Annotated in this window: 9 protein-coding genes; 5 read left to right on the top strand and 4 right to left on the bottom strand. The window is 31.3% G+C overall.

All coding sequences use genetic code 11. The annotated features are described in order from the left end of the window. The first annotated feature begins 189 nt into the window (after nucleotides 1-189). Both trxB and argS read left to right on the top strand, forming a co-directional pair. Entirely contained in the window at nucleotides 190-1,143 is a 954-nt protein-coding gene (gene trxB / locus ERCIPSPA2889_RS01520; protein WP_157989114.1) for a thioredoxin-disulfide reductase, read from the top strand. Nucleotides 1,144-1,780: 637 nt separating this feature from the next. Next, nucleotides 1,781-3,514 carry an arginine--tRNA ligase gene (gene argS / locus ERCIPSPA2889_RS01515; RefSeq protein ID WP_157989113.1) on the top strand — a complete coding sequence of 578 codons (1,734 nt, stop codon included), beginning with the start codon at nucleotides 1,781-1,783 and terminating at the stop codon, nucleotides 3,512-3,514. 247 nt (nucleotides 3,515-3,761) lie between these two features. On the opposite strand, the gene folB is transcribed toward argS, so the two are convergent. Next, nucleotides 3,762-4,169: a dihydroneopterin aldolase gene (gene folB / locus ERCIPSPA2889_RS01510; RefSeq protein ID WP_157989112.1), complete on the bottom strand. Its 408-nt coding sequence runs from the start codon at nucleotides 4,167-4,169 to the stop codon at nucleotides 3,762-3,764. A gap of 682 nt (nucleotides 4,170-4,851) precedes the next feature. Further along, nucleotides 4,852-5,859, bottom strand: coding sequence for a tRNA (adenosine(37)-N6)-threonylcarbamoyltransferase complex transferase subunit TsaD (gene tsaD / locus ERCIPSPA2889_RS01505; RefSeq protein ID WP_157989111.1), 1,008 nt, complete (start codon nucleotides 5,857-5,859; stop codon nucleotides 4,852-4,854). A gap of 370 nt (nucleotides 5,860-6,229) precedes the next feature. On the opposite strand from tsaD, the gene rpsU reads away from it, so the two are divergent. The 3 genes from rpsU to rpoD all read left to right on the top strand — a co-directional run bounded on the left by rpsU (nucleotide 6,230) and on the right by rpoD (nucleotide 10,466). Continuing rightward, on the top strand, nucleotides 6,230-6,445 hold the full coding sequence (gene rpsU, locus ERCIPSPA2889_RS01500; protein ID WP_157989110.1) for a 30S ribosomal protein S21: 216 nt from the start codon (nucleotides 6,230-6,232) through the stop codon (nucleotides 6,443-6,445). A 159-nt stretch (nucleotides 6,446-6,604) separates the two neighbouring features. Next, nucleotides 6,605-8,359 carry a DNA primase gene (dnaG, locus tag ERCIPSPA2889_RS01495; RefSeq protein WP_157989109.1) on the top strand — a complete coding sequence of 585 codons (1,755 nt, stop codon included), beginning with the start codon at nucleotides 6,605-6,607 and terminating at the stop codon, nucleotides 8,357-8,359. Between the two features lie 268 nt (nucleotides 8,360-8,627). Further along, entirely contained in the window at nucleotides 8,628-10,466 is a 1,839-nt protein-coding gene (rpoD, locus tag ERCIPSPA2889_RS01490) for an RNA polymerase sigma factor RpoD (protein ID WP_157989108.1), read from the top strand. A 302-nt stretch (nucleotides 10,467-10,768) separates the two neighbouring features. Here rpoD and lon read toward each other — a convergent pair whose 3' ends face one another. Both lon and ligA read right to left on the bottom strand, forming a co-directional pair. After that, nucleotides 10,769-13,117, bottom strand: a complete 2,349-nt coding sequence (lon, locus tag ERCIPSPA2889_RS01485) for an endopeptidase La (protein ID WP_157989107.1) — start codon at nucleotides 13,115-13,117, stop codon at nucleotides 10,769-10,771. Between the two features lie 2,434 nt (nucleotides 13,118-15,551). Continuing rightward, nucleotides 15,552-17,315, bottom strand: a complete 1,764-nt coding sequence (ligA, locus tag ERCIPSPA2889_RS01480; RefSeq protein WP_157989106.1) for an NAD-dependent DNA ligase LigA — start codon at nucleotides 17,313-17,315, stop codon at nucleotides 15,552-15,554. Between the last annotated feature and the right edge of the window lie 496 nt (nucleotides 17,316-17,811).

The raw sequence follows: 17,811 nt of genomic DNA, 5'->3' as shown, positions 1-17,811 counted from the left end.
CAAACTATTATCATTATGAATTTATAATACCAGTAAAATCTTTATATAGCATAATTTTCTTAAAAAAAATTCCATATTTTTTATGCTATCTTCAACTGAATAATATATCAAGTTTCCAGAATATTTATACTTAAAAGGGGTGTTCATAAACCCCAGTCTTGCATTGATGACATAACAAGGATAAGTAATATGAGTGATCTCACGCATAGTCAATTGTTAATTTTAGGCTCAGGTCCAGCTGGCTATACTGCGGCTATATATGCTGCACGTGCTAACTTACATCCAGTATTAATTACAGGTGTAGAAAAAGGTGGTCAATTAACCACTACAACCGATGTCGAAAACTGGCCAGGTAATCCCTATGATTTAACGGGGCCAGCCTTAATGGATAGAATGAATGAGCATGCACTTAAATTTAATACTCAGATAATTAATGACCAAATTATAAGCGTCAACCTCCAAGAAAAACCTTTTTTGTTACATGGTGAAAAAAATCAGTATAGTACTAATGCACTAATTATTGCGACTGGTGCTTCAGCTCGTTATCTCGGGATACCTTCAGAAGAAGCATTTAAAGGACGTGGTGTATCCGCTTGCGCCGTTTGTGATGGTTTTTTTTATCGTAATAAAAAGGTTGCAGTCATTGGTGGCGGCAATACCGCGATAGAAGAAGCATTATATTTGACCAATATTGCCTCTGAAGTGCATCTTATTCATCGTCGAAACACTTTTCGTGCAGAAAAAATTCTTGTGGACCGCCTCCATAAAAAGATCAATCAAAAAAATATTATTCTGCATACTAATTATACATTAGACTTAGTATCAGGTGATCAACACGGCGTAAATTCATTACGATTACGCTCAACGGAAAATGCTTTAACAAAAAATTTAATAATCTCCGGTGTATTTATTGCTATCGGTCATACCCCAAATACCAAGATATTTCATAATCAACTTTCCTTACGCAACGGTTATATTCAAGTGCAATCAGGTATGTGTGGTAATGCTACACAAAGTAGTGTACCTGGTGTATTTGCTGCTGGTGATGTAGTCGATCATATTTATAGACAAGCTATTACCGCAGCAAGCAGTGGATGTATGGCAGCACGTGACGCCGAACGTTATTTAGACGCGATAACATAGAACTAATTAAGTGATCAAAGTGTAAAGATTTTGAAGTCGAACATCTCTTTATAATGTATAAAGATTCTTTAATTTATTAGAAAAATATAACCACTAGCTTCCCTAAACTATTTTTATTTTACATTAGTGACTAATATACATATATTATATTATATATATTAAAAAAAATAATAATGATAAATCATATTATTTTTTATCTTAATGAGGTACAACCTATAAAGATATTATTTATAATCGATATAAAAACATGCATAGAAAATAACTGTCAAGACTTATTTTTCTAGTAATTCACATCAGCTAAACTTGAAATGTCTAAATAATGATTCTTAACTCTGAGACACACTAAAAACAAGATATGCAACATATTATGACGCGTTTTAAAAAAGAGCCCTAACTATAGGTATGTTACATATACAGACTCATATAATGACGACTATACAAGGGATTTTTATTATTTATATAGAAACTCTTGTATAATTTTCCTTATAGATCTTTTGATATAATGACTTTTTTTTAAAAATATATATTTTATAAACACGACCGACAACAGGGGGCATACAGTGATATTTTTTTACAGCCTCTATTTATAATAAAACATTAAAACTACTATAACCGATCAATATCTTAAGGTAAAATAGTGAACATTCAGAACTTTCTTTCACAAAAAGTTAGTCAGGCTATGATTTTATCAGGTTTATCGGATAATTCTAAACCTCAGATTTATCAATCAGAACAAGCACAGTTTGGTCATTATCAAGTAAATAGCATAATGGCATTAGCTAAAAAGTTACACGTATCACCAATAAAACTAGCAAAACAAGTGTTGGAAAAGTTAGATCTTCATGGGATCGCTCAAAAAGTTGAAATCATGAATCCAGGGTTTATAAATATTTTTCTTGAACCAAAATGGTTAGCTTTACAAATTGATAATGCATTAGAAAAAGATAAACTGGGTATTACACCCATTACACAACAGACTATTGTTGTAGATTATTCCTCACCAAATGTAGCTAAAGAAATGCATGTTGGTCACTTGCGTTCCACTATCATTGGTGATGCCATGGTGCGTACACTGGAGTTTCTTGGGCATCATGTGATACGTGCCAATCATATTGGAGATTGGGGTACTCATTTTGGTATGTTAATTGCCTTCCTAGAAGAAAAAAAAATTAAAAATTATGAAAAAATTACTTTAAATGATTTAGAAAATCTGTACCGTAAAGCCAAAGATGCATATGATGAGGATATAAAATTTGCTGAACGTGCTCGCGAGTATGTTGTAAAACTACAAAATGGCGATAATCATTGCCGAAAACTATGGCAACAATTAGTACATATAACCATGACACAAAATCAGGCCCTCTATGAGAGGATGAATGTAACACTAACATCTAAAAATATAATGGGAGAAAGTTTATATCAAAATATGATGCCAGATATTGTATCTGATCTCAGGTCTAAAAAACTTGCAGTAAAAAGCCAAGATGCAGTAGTAGTCTTTCTGAATAAAGAACACAACAAGTCTAGTGAACTTACAGGGGTAATTATTCAAAAAAAAGATGGCGCTTATTTATATACTACAACTGATATTGCTTGCATTAAATATCGTTGCCAAACTCTACACGCAGATCGCGTCCTTTATTATATTGATTCACGTCAAAAGCAACATTTGACTCAAGCATGGCAGATTGCGCGACAAGCTGGTTATATTCCAGAAAATGTTCAAGTAGAACACCATATGTTTGGGATGATGTTAAGTAAAAACGGAAAACCTTTTAAAACTAGAACCGGTAATACTATAAAATTATCTTATTTATTAGATGAAGCCATAAATCGCGCTACTAAGTTAGTATTAGATAAAAACCCAGATATACCAAAAAAAGAATTAAAAAATATAGCGGAAATTATTGGTATTGGCTCAATGAAATATGCCGATTTAGCAAAAAATCGTACTACAAATTATATTTTTGATTGGGATAATATGCTCTCTTTAAAAGGTAATACCGCTCCCTATATACAATATGCTTATATTAGAGTGTTATCAATATTTCGTAAAGCAAATATAGACCTAAAAAAAAGATTAAATGGATCTATATATCTTTCAAGAAATCATTCAGTAGAATTAGCTCTCGATCTATTACGATTTGACGAGACAGTAAAAAAAGTTGCTTGTGATGGAATGCCTCACCTAATGTGTGCTTACTTATATAATTTATCTTCTAAATTTTCACAATTTTATGAAACTTGCCAAATTCTTGAAGAAAAAGATAGAAAAATTAAACAAAGCTATTTAAAACTAGCGCAGTTAACAGCCAAAACTTTAAAACAAGGATTAACTCTTTTAGGTATTAAAACTGTAGAGCATATGTAAAGAAATAACTTCATTAAAAATTATAGTCAATTTTATTGTAATTTAATATAAGTCTATTAATAAGCTAGCGTGCTTATTAAATAAGTATATGTCATAATCAGATTTTATGAAAAGAATACTATATTCAGTCTCTGATTCTTACGACCAAGTATCTATAATTCGCATTTCTAATCTCTTCGAAGATATAATCTCATATGGTAATCTGTTTCATTCTATAAGATAGATAATATCAATTATTCATTTATCATCATGTACCTACATTAAATTTTTTATAACCGCAATGCATACATAAAGTTGACTCTATAATGACCCCGCGCTCAATAACAACGCCAACTTGTTCTGCCTGTTCTATTGCACTTGGTTTACTAACTTTAACACGAACCCATAAAGACGAAAATGTATTAAGTAATAAGGCTGCTACTTCTTCTGCTACGCGCTCAATTAACAAAAATTGTTCATTACTCACAAAAGTTACGATAGTCTCTGCTATATTGGTATAATTTAGGCAATCTTTTATGTTATCACTAGTACCCGCTTTACTAGCGTCTGACCCTATTTGAAGATCAAGTAGCAATTTTTGTGGAACAATTTTTTCCCAATCATAAATACCAATAGTGGTGATTACACTGAGTTTATCAATAAATATTATATCCATAATATTTCTCTTTAATTGCATACTGGCCAATTATATAAGGCTTAGTATATATTCAAACATGGTATGCATAAATATAAAAACACTACTATATGTCACTGTAATACATTTTAATATATAAGAATGCAAATAACTGTAAGACGTTACATAATATTAGAATGCAGCTGCATACCATAAGGATCGCTAAAATTCTCAAAAAAATAAACATATATTTCTATTAGCAATAATATATCGCTCTATACAAAATAATATATTACATACTATCATTTTCTTCGAATAAAGATCTTACATTTTGTAATTAAAGATCAAATCAAACTATTCACAGCTTAAATATTTAAATCACCTATTTTTACTATATTCTTATAAAATATATTATTTTAATGTATTAGATATAAAATCTTATCTATTTATGACAACTATTGTTTCTTAATATCTTGATTAATTTCAAAAAGTTAATTTTAAAAACACCTGATTTTTAAGATTATATCTAATTCTATGATATAATAATTAATCTATAATTACTTAAAAATGATTAACAAGATCATAAAATAACCTAAGCTTTTTACTTACTACTATACTATATAATAGTAAAACTAAGCGATCTTTAATAAAAACTTATCAAACAGATTACTCTCGTACAATATTATCAAAATAAAAAGAACCTCTAAAAAAATTTCGTCATATATTATGATAATTCAGATAATGGCCAACGAGGATACACAGCAATATCAAGTGAATGATTTTTATTTTTTTTAAGACGAATAGAACCAGCATATGCAATCATAGCTCCATTATCTGTACAAAATTCAGGACGAGGATAAAAGACCTCTCCGTTACGTCTTTCCATCATATCTGCTAGTTTGCTTCGCAATAGACAGTTAGCGCTGACCCCTCCAGCAATCACTAATCTTTTAAAACCACTTCGATCCAAAGCGCGGCGACATTTAACCAGTAATGTATCAACTACTGCATCTTCAAAAGCACAAGCAATATCAGCGCGAACTTGCTGTGTATTAGAATTATTATAGATAGTCTGAGCTGCAAAGGTTTTTAGACCAGAAAAACTAAAATCTAGTCCGGGTCGATTAGTCATCGGTCTTGGAAACATAAAACGTCCACGTACACCATGTTTAGAAATTTTAGATAGTTCACGACCACCAGGATAACCTAATCCTAATAATTTAGCGACTTTATCGAATGCCTCACCTGCTGCGTCATCGAGCGACTCCCCTAGTAATGTATAGCAACCCATTGCAGTGACACTAATCAACTGCGTATGACCACCAGATACTAATAAAGCAATAAACGGAAAATCTGGGGGATTCTTTTCCAACATCGGCGAAAGAAGGTGTCCTTCCATGTGATTAATAGCAATAGAAGGAATATTTAAAGAAAATGCTAGCGATCGCCCAATGCATGCCCCTATTAGTAATGCGCCAACTAAACCGGGGCCTGCAGTATAAGCGACTGCGTCGAGATCCTTTACTGTTAATTGAGACTCTTGTAGCGCAGCCTTTATGAGTGGCACAATTTGTTGAAGATGATGACGAGCAGCCAGCTCAGGAACCACGCCACCATACTTATCATGAATCTTCGATTGAGTATTTAATTGATTTGCTATTAAACCTGCATGAGAGTCATAAATAGCAACCCCAGTTTCATCACAGGATGTTTCAATACCAAGCACACGCATTAATTCCACCTTATACTTACAATATATAATATAATAAAAATTATTTTCCTATAGACATAATGTTAGTTAGAGTACACTGCTAATACTTTAAAAGTATGCTACTGTATAATATTATTAATATTAATTAATGATTAATCATATTAAAAAATATCTCAGAGCCTGTAACCTGTTATCGCTAAAAATTAATGAATAGTATAGAATTTCACTTAACTGTTGAATTCAAACCCAATCTATTTATTATTCATTTTATGCTATATTGCTTTACAATACAGGTAACACTAAGGTAAATTTAAATATTTTAATATAAAACATATTTTCGTTGGTAAAAAAAACCAATAGAAAACACTACATGCTTTAACGTGAGGGTTGCATGCCAGTAATAAAAGTACGTGAAAATGAGCCGTTTGACGTAGCACTTCGTCGTTTTAAACGTTCCTGTGAGAAAGCAGGGGTTTTAGCTGAAGTTCGTCGTCGTGAATTTTATGAAAAACCGACCACTGAAAGAAAACGTGCTAAAGCATCTGCTGTTAAACGTCATGCAAAGAAATTAATACGAGAAAATGCACGTCACACTCGTCTTTATTGATACCTAAAATGATTGTACTAGCTAGATAAAATAGTTACTTATTAATTGAGCCGTGTTTCTAATAGGAGAACACGGCTTGTTTTTATTGATTTTATACTCATAAAATTACAACTAATGTTATAATTCATATGAGAACATCATAAACATTAATAGGATATTATGTTACAACGTATTCCACCTGAATTCATAAGGGACCTTCTAGGACGAACAGATATTGTTGATCTTATCAATACTCGTCTGACATTAAAAAAACAAGGTAAGAATTACCATACGCACTGTCCATTTCATAAAGAAAAAAACCCTTCTTTTACTGTCAATGAAGAAAAACAATTCTATCATTGTTTCGGTTGTGGTGCACATGGAAATATCATTGATTTTCTCATGAAATATGATCATTTAGCATTTATTGAAAGCATTGAAGAACTAGCAGCTAGCTGTAATCTACCAATACCATATAATAAACAAAATAATGTAAAAGTTTTTTCATATACTCACCAAAAGAATTTATATAAAATAATGCATGATCTATGTCTTTTTTATCAAAAAATTTTAGAACGAACGTCATCATCAGTAGCGAAAAATTACCTTGAAGTACGAGAAGTTAATCAGATAGTTATTCAACGTTTTTCTATTGGATACGCCCCATCTGGATGGAATAATTTATTAAAATATTTTGGAAATAATGCCTTACATCGTCAATTATTACTTGATACTGGCATGCTTATTAAAAATCTTGAAGGACATTCTTATGATCGATTTCGCGAACGCATTATGTTTCCTATTCATGACAAACTAGGTCGGGTAATTGGTTTTGGGGGAAGAGCTCTTAACAATGGAACACCAAAATACCTCAATTCACCAGAAACTATGATTTTTCATAAAGGCAATCAATTATATGGTTTATACGAAACACTAAAGAAAAACTCTCAACCTTCTAAGTTATTACTTGTAGAAGGATATATGGATGTTGTGGCATTATCTCAGTTTGGAATAGATTATGCGATAGCATCCTTAGGCACTTCTATTACAGATAAACATATTCAGTCACTATTTCGTGTAACACATACAGTAATCTGTTGCTATGATGGAGATAATGCTGGACGTAATGCCGCATGGCGCATGCTACAAATTGCACTACCTTATATGCACGACGGTTATCAACTACGGTTTATGTTTTTGCCGGAAAAAGAAGACCCTGATACGGTCATACGTCAAGAAGGTAAAAAATTATTTGAAATGCGCATTAAAAACTCCATTCCTATGTCAACATTAATTTTTACCACACTAATCTCACAAGTCAATCTATCTGATCCAGAAGGACGAGCACGACTTGGTACTCTTGTGTTACCTCTCATTCAAATGATACCAGGAGAGCTGTTACGCATATATCTACTACAAGAGCTAGGTAATAAGTTAGGAATAATTGATGAAGGTCAGTTAAATAAATTTTTATTAAAAAAAATAAATAATACACAACCTATTTTTACATACTCATTTTTCGAAAAAAACACTACTATGCGTATATTAATCGGCTTATTAGTACAAAATCCTACTCTATCTAATATCACACCACCACTAGATGGACTAGAAAAAGCAAAAATACCAGGTTTAAAGCTTTTTCTTCACCTATTAAGCACTTGCCGTAGTTTTCCTTCCTTAACAACGGGGCAACTATTAGAACTATACCGTGATACAAAATTTAGCAAACACCTTGAAAGACTAGCTATCTGGAACCACATGATTGTTGATGAACAAATAAAAAATATGTTTTTAGATGCTTTTTATAATCTTTACCAGAGATCTCAGCAACTGAAACTGGAAAATCTCATTGCTCTTGATCGTGTCAGTGGCTTAAACAGTCAAGAGCGTCGTTCATTATGGGCATTAAGTCAAGCTATTAAACATACTACATAGCCAAGTTGTTGAATACTTTTCTATAATAAAAGAAAAGAAACATTCTATGAGTGATTGATAATTATACTACTTAATATGCATTCTGTTGATAATGCAGATAATACTTTAGCCATTACCAACATAAAACGTTAGTATTTTTATCAATTGAATTAAAAATATACAATCTTTTTAAAAGGGTATTACTGTCATCTTAAAACCCTAATACTATTACTCTTGGCATATCGTCGTCCAAGATCAATCTAATTTTTAGAAGTATGGATACAGCCTTATGGAGCAAAACCCACAGTCGCAGCTTAAATTACTTGTTACACGTGGTAAAGAGCAAGGATATCTAACCTATTCTGAGATCAATGATCATCTTCCTGATGATATCGTAGACTCCGATCAGCTCGAAGACATCATTCAAATGATTAATAACATGGGAATTCAAGTTGTAGAAGAAGCACCTGATGTCGATGAATTAATACTAAACGAAAATAGCAACGATACTGACGAAGATGCTGTGGAAGCAGCTGCTCAAGTTCTATCTAGTGTTGAGTCTGAAATTGGACGTACAACTGATCCGGTGCGCATGTACATGCGTGAAATGGGCACAGTTGAACTACTAACACGTGAGGGTGAGATTGATATTGCCAAACGAATTGAAGATGGAATTAACCAAGTGCAGTGTTCTGTTGCTGAATACCCAGAAGCAATTACATATCTTTTAGAACAGTATGAAAAAGTTCGATTAGACGAAGCCCGTCTCTCGGACTTAATTACTGGGTTTGTTGACCCCAATGCAGAGATAGATATACCACCTACTTCTACTCATATTGGCACAGATCTCCCTTCAGAAGAGGTCAGTGAAAATGAAGATGATGACTCTGATGATGAAACTTCAGATGATGAACATAACATTGATACTGAATTAGCACATGAAAAATTTAGTGCTCTAAGAGCTCAATATGAAATCACTCGTACTGTTATCAAATCTAGGAGCCGTAGTCATATTAATGCTCTTGAAGAAATAAAAAATCTCTCTGATGTATTTCAACAGTTCCGATTAGTTCCAAAACAATTTGAATTACTAGTAAATAATATGCGTATCATGATGGAACGCGTACGAACACAAGAACGTCTCATTATGAAACTATGTGTAGAATGGTGTAAAATGCCTAAAAAAAGCTTTATTACTCTATTTACTGGTAATGAAACAAATGATAATTGGCTACAAACTGCAATCACTATGAATAAACGATGGTCAGAAAAACTCAAAGATGTTTCAGATGACGTATTATACAGCCTTAAAAAACTGCAAGCAATTGAAAAGGAAACTGGCTTAACTATTGAGCAAGTAAAAGATATTAACCGTCGAATGTCTATTGGTGAATTAAAAGCGCGGCGAGCTAAAAAGGAGATGGTGGAAGCAAATTTAAGGCTAGTCATTTCTATCGCTAAAAAATATACTAATCGTGGTCTACAATTTTTAGACCTGATTCAAGAGGGTAATATTGGTTTAATGAAAGCAGTGGACAAATTTGAATATCGTCGCGGTTATAAATTTTCAACCTATGCTACGTGGTGGATTCGTCAGGCTATTACTAGATCTATCGCCGATCAGGCGCGTACAATTCGTATTCCAGTGCATATGATTGAGACCATTAATAAATTAAACCGTATTTCACGACAGATGCTACAAGAAATAGGTCGTGAACCAACACCGGAAGAATTAGCTGAGCGAATGCTTATACCGGAAGATAAAATCCGTAAAGTGATGAAAATTGCTAAAGAACCAATATCTATGGAAACCCCAGTTGGAGATGATGAAGACTCACATCTTGGTGATTTTATTGAAGACACAGCTTTAGAGCTTCCCTTAGATTCCGCAACTTCTGAAAGTCTGCGCGCTGCAACATATGATGTGTTAGAAGGGCTTACTGCACGTGAGGCAAAAGTTTTACGAATGCGTTTTGGAATCGATATGAATACTGATCACACATTAGAAGAAGTTGGAAAACAATTTGACGTAACGCGAGAACGCATTCGTCAAATTGAAGCAAAAGCATTACGTAAGTTACGTCATCCCAGTCGGTCAGAAGTTTTAAAAAGCTTTTTAGACGATTAAATTTATGGTCTCTTGACTATAATATATATAATATGATGTTATCATCTAGAGTAAAAATTTATATATATAAAAATAATTTTAGAATGACATATATTGTATATAATTTTATTTATATTTTTTAATAATTTTATAAGAAAACTAGAATTAGGACAATATAAAAAATCCTAATTCTAGTTTTATAAAAAAACTAGAGATCATTCCTAACAGATTGATATATTAAGTATAAAATATAATCTATTACTACATTGTAAACTACAAAGTCGTTAAAAAAGATATATTAAAATAAAAAAATACCATATCTATTATATAGATGCAGGAATAGGTATTTTAAACTGCAATGATAAATCTAATACTTCTTCAATACAAGTGACAGGATGAATGGCTAAATTAGAAACAATATTATCTGGAATTTCCTCAAGATCACGTCTATTTTCCTCTGGTATTAAAACTGTCGTAATACCACCGCGACGGGCGGCTAATAATTTGTCTTTTAAACCACCAATAGGTAATACTTGACCACGCAAGGTGATCTCACCGGTCATAGCCACATCAGATCTCACTGGATTACCAGTCAGACATGAAACAAGAGAAGTACACATTGCAATACCTGCGCTAGGACCATCTTTAGGTGTTGCTCCAGTTGGAACATGTACATGAATATCTTTTGTTTCATAAAAATTATTTTTAATACCTAATTTTGATGCCCGAGCACGCACTACTGTTAATGCAGCCTGAATCGACTCTTGCATAACTTCACCTAAGGATCCTGTATAAGTAAGCTTTCCTTTACCTGGAACACAAGCTGCCTCAATCGTTAGTAGGTCACCACCGCCAAATGTAGTCCATGCTAACCCTGTCACCTGACCTATACGATTATGAGAATCAACACGAGTATAATCATAACGCTGGACACCAAGATAATCTTTTAAATTATCAGAATTGATTAACATTTTTTTGATAGTTTTATCTATAAGCAGTGTCTTAACTGCCTTACGACATAATTTTGATAGTTCTCGCTCTAGATTTCGCACACCAGCTTCACGTGTATAGTACCGAATAATACTAACCAGTGCGCTTTCGTCAATAATTAATTCATCTTTTTTTAATGCATTTCTCTCGAATTGTTTAGACAACAAATGCCGTCTAGCAATATTAAGTTTTTCATCTTCTGTATAACCAGACAACCAAATGACTTCCATGCGATCTAATAGTGCTGCTGGGATATTCGTTGAATTAGAGGTTGCGAGAAACATGACATCCGAGAGATCATAATCAACCTCTAGATAATGATCATTAAAAGCAACATTTTGTTCTGGATCTAGTACTTCGAGAAGAGCTGAAGACGGATCACCACGCATATCAGATGACATTTTATCAATCTCATCTAATAAAAATAATGGATTTTTTACTCCTGTTTTAGTGATCTTTTGAATAATTTTTCCAGGCATAGAGCCAATATAAGTACGGCGATGACCACGAATTTCTGCTTCATCACGCATCCCACCTAATGCCATACGTACATATTTTCTTCCTGTTGCTTTAGCAACAGACTGACCCAAAGAAGTTTTACCTACTCCCGGAGGACCAACTAAACAAAGGATTGGTCCTTTTATTTTACTAACCCGACTCTGAACAGCTAGATACTCTAGTATTCTATCTTTTACAACAGTTAACCCAAAATGATCAATATCTAGTGTTTCCTGTGCTTTTTGCAAATCTTTTTTCATCTTACTACGATTATACCATGGAACTTGTATCATCCAGTCAATATAGCTACGAACGACAGTGGATTCTGCTGACATAGGTGACATCATTTTTAACTTATTCAGCTCAGCTTCAGTTTTTTCTCGCGCTTCTTGTGGCATCCTCGCTCGGTCAATCTTGCGTCTCCAAGCTTCATTTTCATCAGGTGTATCTTCTATATCACCAAGTTCTTTTTGAATAGCCTTTATCTGTTCATTTAAATAATATTCTCGCTGGCTTTTTTCCATTTGTTTTTTAACACGAGCACGAATACGTTTTTCAACTTGTAGTAATTCCATCCCTGATTCCATCATAGCCATTAAATACTCTAGACGTTTACTAACGTCTGACATCTCAAGAATAGACTGTTTTTCAGAGAGCTTTAATGTCATATGAGCTGCAACAGTATCAGAAAGACGCGCAGCATCATCAATATTATTAAGTGACGTCAACACTTCAAGTGGGATTTTTTTATTAAGTTTGATGTACCCTGCAAATTGATTAATTGCGGAACGCACTAGCGCTTCTTGCTCTTTCGCTTCCATTACCGGAGAGACTAAATACTTAGCTGTAGCTGTAAAATGATCACCGTGATCACATAAAGTAGTAATTTGAACACGCTGCAACCCCTCAACTAAGACTTTTACAGTACCGTCTGGTAATTTTAGAATCTGTAAAATAGAGGAAACGGTTCCAACTAAAAAAAGATCCTGAATGCTAGGTTCATCCGTTACAGATTCTTTTTGAGCAACGAGAATAATCTTTTTGTCATGATTAATAGCGGTTTCTATACAGCAGATGGCTTTTTCGCGTCCTACAAATAAGGGAATGACCATATGGGGATAAACCACTGCATCTCGCAACGGTAAGACAGGGATTTCGATGAATTCAGAACACTCAGGATTCATAAAGCTCTCTCTTATTTTCATTTTGGCCAAAGTAAATCAGGCCTCATAATTTTCAATAGATATTGTGAAATAAAATAGTAAATTACTTAAGACAATAAAACTTAAATAATATATAAATAAATATTTATATCAAAATAAATACATACCGTAATCTTTATATAAAAAAAATAATATTTAAAAAGTCATTTACAAGTCATCATACAGGTATTGTTTATAAAATTAAATTTTTGTATAAAATAAATAATTAAGAAAATTGTTTGAATTTTAGTAATACAAATCTGATGTGAATATTATGCATAGACTATCTCTTTCTATACATGTTACTTCCGTACAATCTATGCATTATAAAATCTGATAGAATATGTCTACATTTTATAAAATGATAATTTTATTATTATACATCATAATATAAACTACAATAACATATATCATCAAAATACATTACAAAAAACAAATTGGAAATAATATTTTATCTTGAGAAAAGTCCAGAGACGATATTTCTATCGCATGTATAGTTGTTCCTGTTTCTTACTAAAGAATGCAAACTCTAAACTTATTCAATTATAGTCAACATGGAAAACTTTTTTAATACAATGAGATATATAATTAGAGATCAAGTAGTCATTTTATATCATTGTTTACTTTATAGGTTTTTATATAAAACACTAACTAATAGCTTACGCTATTCAATGATGATGCTGCGCTATTAAGTGATATAAAGTATACATGTAATTCTATTGATACATATAAAATAGTCTATGCGACCTTTTTAGAAGAAAAATAAATATCTACCCCTAAAATATAGAACAATGGTATGTGCATGTATTGCATAAAATATATGGGACTAGAAAGTCTGAATCCTTAAGTATTAAAATGAAAATTTTAAAAAAAGTAATTCTCCAGGCTAATGTGCCTTATTGTGCTGCGTATAATAACTTGTACATAAGACAAGTTTTTAAAAAAAAACATCAAGCTAATAAAATTACTGACATATTCAAAATCTATACTAATTTAAAATTATTTAGAAAAATAATTTAAAGCAGACTAAATCCTTTGATATTGATTTACAAAATATAATATTAAAATTTATTTATATAAAAATTATACGATTTTTTAGAAAATAAAGTAGTTATCCTCTTACCAAAGACTATAATTTTTATCAATATCATGATCTTTTTAAAAGTTTATATTGTAATTTTTTAGTGTGAAATCACTAGTTTATTCTTAACCTTGGATAATCCTCTATAATGTTTCTAACTAAAAAACAAACAATACATAACCGAAAGATCACATATCATTAATGCACCACAAACATAATTCTATTGGCATATTAACGAAAACTTATTATATAATTAATTATATTATATTCTTATCATTAATCATAATTAAGATTAATAAAGATTATTGATATCTGTTAATCAGAATAAAACCGCATTATAATTAAAATTATTAATAAAGTATGTTAATAACACTAAACATATCTCGATTAAATTTGTTTTATTTCTTTAATATTATAGTTAAAAATAATATTTTTAAATATATAAAAGTATTAATGTCAATACTTTAGTGATTTTAATTAATAATATTACTTTATATACACTTATTTTACTTATATTTCTTAAAATGGCATGAATTGATAAAAATACTAAAATAATCCTCTGAGGTTTTGAAAATAAAATCTACACTATGGTAAATATCATATCTCTTAAAATGATAAAATTACAAATCAAAACTTCTTATTAGGATCTAAGAACTGTTGGAGGCTTAAAAGATGCACAGCAAAGTATTACATATTGCTCATATTATTCTTATGCATAGCACCTATAGCGAAAATATAATATTGTTAAATAAGATAATTAGCTAAGGTACTGTTGATATATACTGAAGCTATACTTTATTTTTAAAAAAATATCTACTATCAAGTAGCTTTAATATTTTAGTTTTATTGATAGATTTGTTATTAAATAAGTATATATCTCGATATATATACGTACACAGTATATTTTTATGCATGCTGGTTTTTGTAAAATACAAATTTTACTTCAACATATAATATTCAAATAAAATTTAACTATAGTAAATAACTAGATTTCATATATAATGATATATATAGTTATAATTTTGATCATTCATTAAATATTAATCAATAATTACAGATCAGAAATAGATGCTAAATCACTAGACTTGTTACTTGATGATCTTTTAAATTCTTTTTTAAGACACTGATAAATTATATAATAAGATCTTATGATGCTTCTTTAAAAATAACTAGATAAGCTCTTGTAGAAAATAAATGACTAAATATAGCTACGCATACTTTTATACAATAAGTAAATATATTCTAAAAAAAATCATAAACAATACACTAACTATCATACTTTTACAAAAAATTTTAAATTATTTTTTGTATTTTTTTGTATTTTATATATAATTATTACCAGTAAATACCAACTTCTACTACCAACATCCGAATAACTTCACGATTATTTGCATCATCCAGAAATTCTTTTAAATAACTTGCAGCTGTTTGACCAATACCATACACTGAACTTAATGCATTTAGATCAGCTGCAAGAAGAAAATTTAATGTAACAAAATGAGATGCAAGATTTTCTGCTGCCACTAATCCAATTTTACTGATCCCCAAAGCGTATATAAAACGCGCAAAAGTAGTTTTTTTTGAGATAATAAGTGCATCTATTATATTCTGTGCTGATTTTTGGCCAACACGTTCTAAACTGATAAGTTGATCTATTGTAAGCATAAAAAGATCGGCTGGATTATTTATATACCCTTTATCCACCAACTGATTAATTATTGCTTTACCCATACCATTGATATTTAATGCTTTACGAGAGGTAAAATGCCTTATAACGCTTTTACGTTGCGCGGCGCAAGATAATCCACCTGTACAGCGTAAAGCTAATTCACCTGATATAAACCGTATCTTAGAACCACATCCTGGACATTGTTTTGGAATAGTAATGTTTTTTACAATTATATTACTATCAACATCTGGCTTCGCAACGCTAATTATTTGCGGGATAACGTCACCAGCCCTACGAATGACAACATTATTTCCAATTTTTAATCCAAGTCGATTAATTTCATGTACGTTATGTAATGTTGCTCTACTTATAAGAACTCCTGCAATCCGAATAGGTGATAATTGTGCAACTGGCGTAATTACTCCGGTGCGACCAACTCGAAATTCTACATTATTCAATTTTGTGATAGCTTCTTGTGCTGCAAACTTAAAAGCTACCGCCCATCTTGGAGCACGCGAAGAAGAACCTATCTTCTTTTGTAATTCTAGATCATCTACCTTAATTACTACCCCATCAATATCAAAACCAAAAAATGGACGCTTCATTTCTGCATTATGATAAAATTTAATTACTTCTCCAGAAGAATAACAAAGACGCGTATTATCATTTACCGGTAATCCCCAAGCCTTAAAATATTGCAAACAAGCTATATGACTACGCGGCATTGATCTACCTTTAAAAAATCCCAACCCGTAACATATAAAGGTCAGAGGACGCTTGGCTGTAATACAAGGATCTAAATTACGTAAAGAACCAGAAGCAGCATTACGCGGATTAGAGAAAATCTTATGTCCCTCTCTATAAGCTGTTTGATTTATTTTTTTAAATCCTGCGTGTGACATAAATACCTCTCCGCGCACTTCTAGATAATCTGGAATCTTATTGCCTGTGAGATATTCTGGAACAATGCTAATAGTTCTAACATTAGCAGTGATATCTTCTCCAACCAGCCCATCACCGCGAGTAGATGCCCGAACCAATCTACCATTGATATATAATAAACTAACTGCTAAACCATCTAGCTTAAGCTCACAACATAATGTGATACCCTTGCTAATGTTTAATCTTTTTTTTAACCGCTGATGAAAAACAAGATAACTACTCTCATCTGACACAGTATCTAAAGATAACATCGGAATTTTGTGATGAACTGGTTTAAAAATGCTACTTATAGAAGATCCACCTACACATTGAGTTGGGGAATCCTGTGTAAGAAGATTAGGATTTTCGATCTCTAATTGACGAAGGGTCTCCATCAAACGATCATATTCTACATCAGGTATACCTGGTTCATTTATTACATAATACTGATATTGATAGTTTCTAAGAAGAGTTTTAAGATAAGTAATAGTTTTTTGCACAGATTCCATAAAATAGCACACTACTAAAAATACCCTTTCATATGATAAAAGAGAATAAGAGAAACACTTATACTAATAATACAATCTGATAATTATTTATTATACGAAGATTATATTATATATTTTATTATGCCATAACTTAACCACTATGTCATACCTAATTAAGATATCATGATCACCTATACTAGATAATATATAACTATATCATGATAATATGTATTATATGTCATATACCTAAAATCTTAAATGTTTATATAAATATATTATAACATACATCATTATTCTATTATCCAATTTATGTACTTTATAAACACAAAACTAATAACTCATTGGTCAATGTCAGATGTTAAATATCATATGATATCATTTTGTTTTATAAACATCACATAAAAGAAAACAAGATAATTTGAATGGTATTTTAATGTACTTGAATTATTGTATTAATGAGTCATACTATAATAAATTTTTGAAATATTAAAAGTTCTAATATGGATATTTTATTTTT

Origin of the sequence: Candidatus Erwinia haradaeae (genome assembly GCF_900698985.1) — a bacterium.
GTDB lineage: Bacteria > Pseudomonadota > Gammaproteobacteria > Enterobacterales > Enterobacteriaceae > Erwinia_E > Erwinia_E haradaeae_B.
The sequence above is the reverse complement of the archived record's forward strand: the minus strand, read 5'-3'. Positions and strand labels throughout refer to the sequence as shown.

What these genes read in the sequence shown, in the direction of transcription:
- rpoD (WP_157989108.1), top strand. Translation starts at nt 8,628, where the DNA reads ATGGAGCAAAACCCACAGTCGCAGCTTAAATTACTTGTTACACGTGGT.
- tsaD (WP_157989111.1), bottom strand. Translation starts at nt 5,859, where the DNA reads ATGCGTGTGCTTGGTATTGAAACATCCTGTGATGAAACTGGGGTTGCT.
- dnaG (WP_157989109.1), top strand. Translation starts at nt 6,605, where the DNA reads ATGTTACAACGTATTCCACCTGAATTCATAAGGGACCTTCTAGGACGA.
- ligA (WP_157989106.1), bottom strand. Translation starts at nt 17,315, where the DNA reads ATGGAATCTGTGCAAAAAACTATTACTTATCTTAAAACTCTTCTTAGA.
- rpsU (WP_157989110.1), top strand. Translation starts at nt 6,230, where the DNA reads ATGCCAGTAATAAAAGTACGTGAAAATGAGCCGTTTGACGTAGCACTT.
- lon (WP_157989107.1), bottom strand. Translation starts at nt 13,117, where the DNA reads ATGAATCCTGAGTGTTCTGAATTCATCGAAATCCCTGTCTTACCGTTG.
- trxB (WP_157989114.1), top strand. Translation starts at nt 190, where the DNA reads ATGAGTGATCTCACGCATAGTCAATTGTTAATTTTAGGCTCAGGTCCA.
- folB (WP_157989112.1), bottom strand. Translation starts at nt 4,169, where the DNA reads ATGGATATAATATTTATTGATAAACTCAGTGTAATCACCACTATTGGT.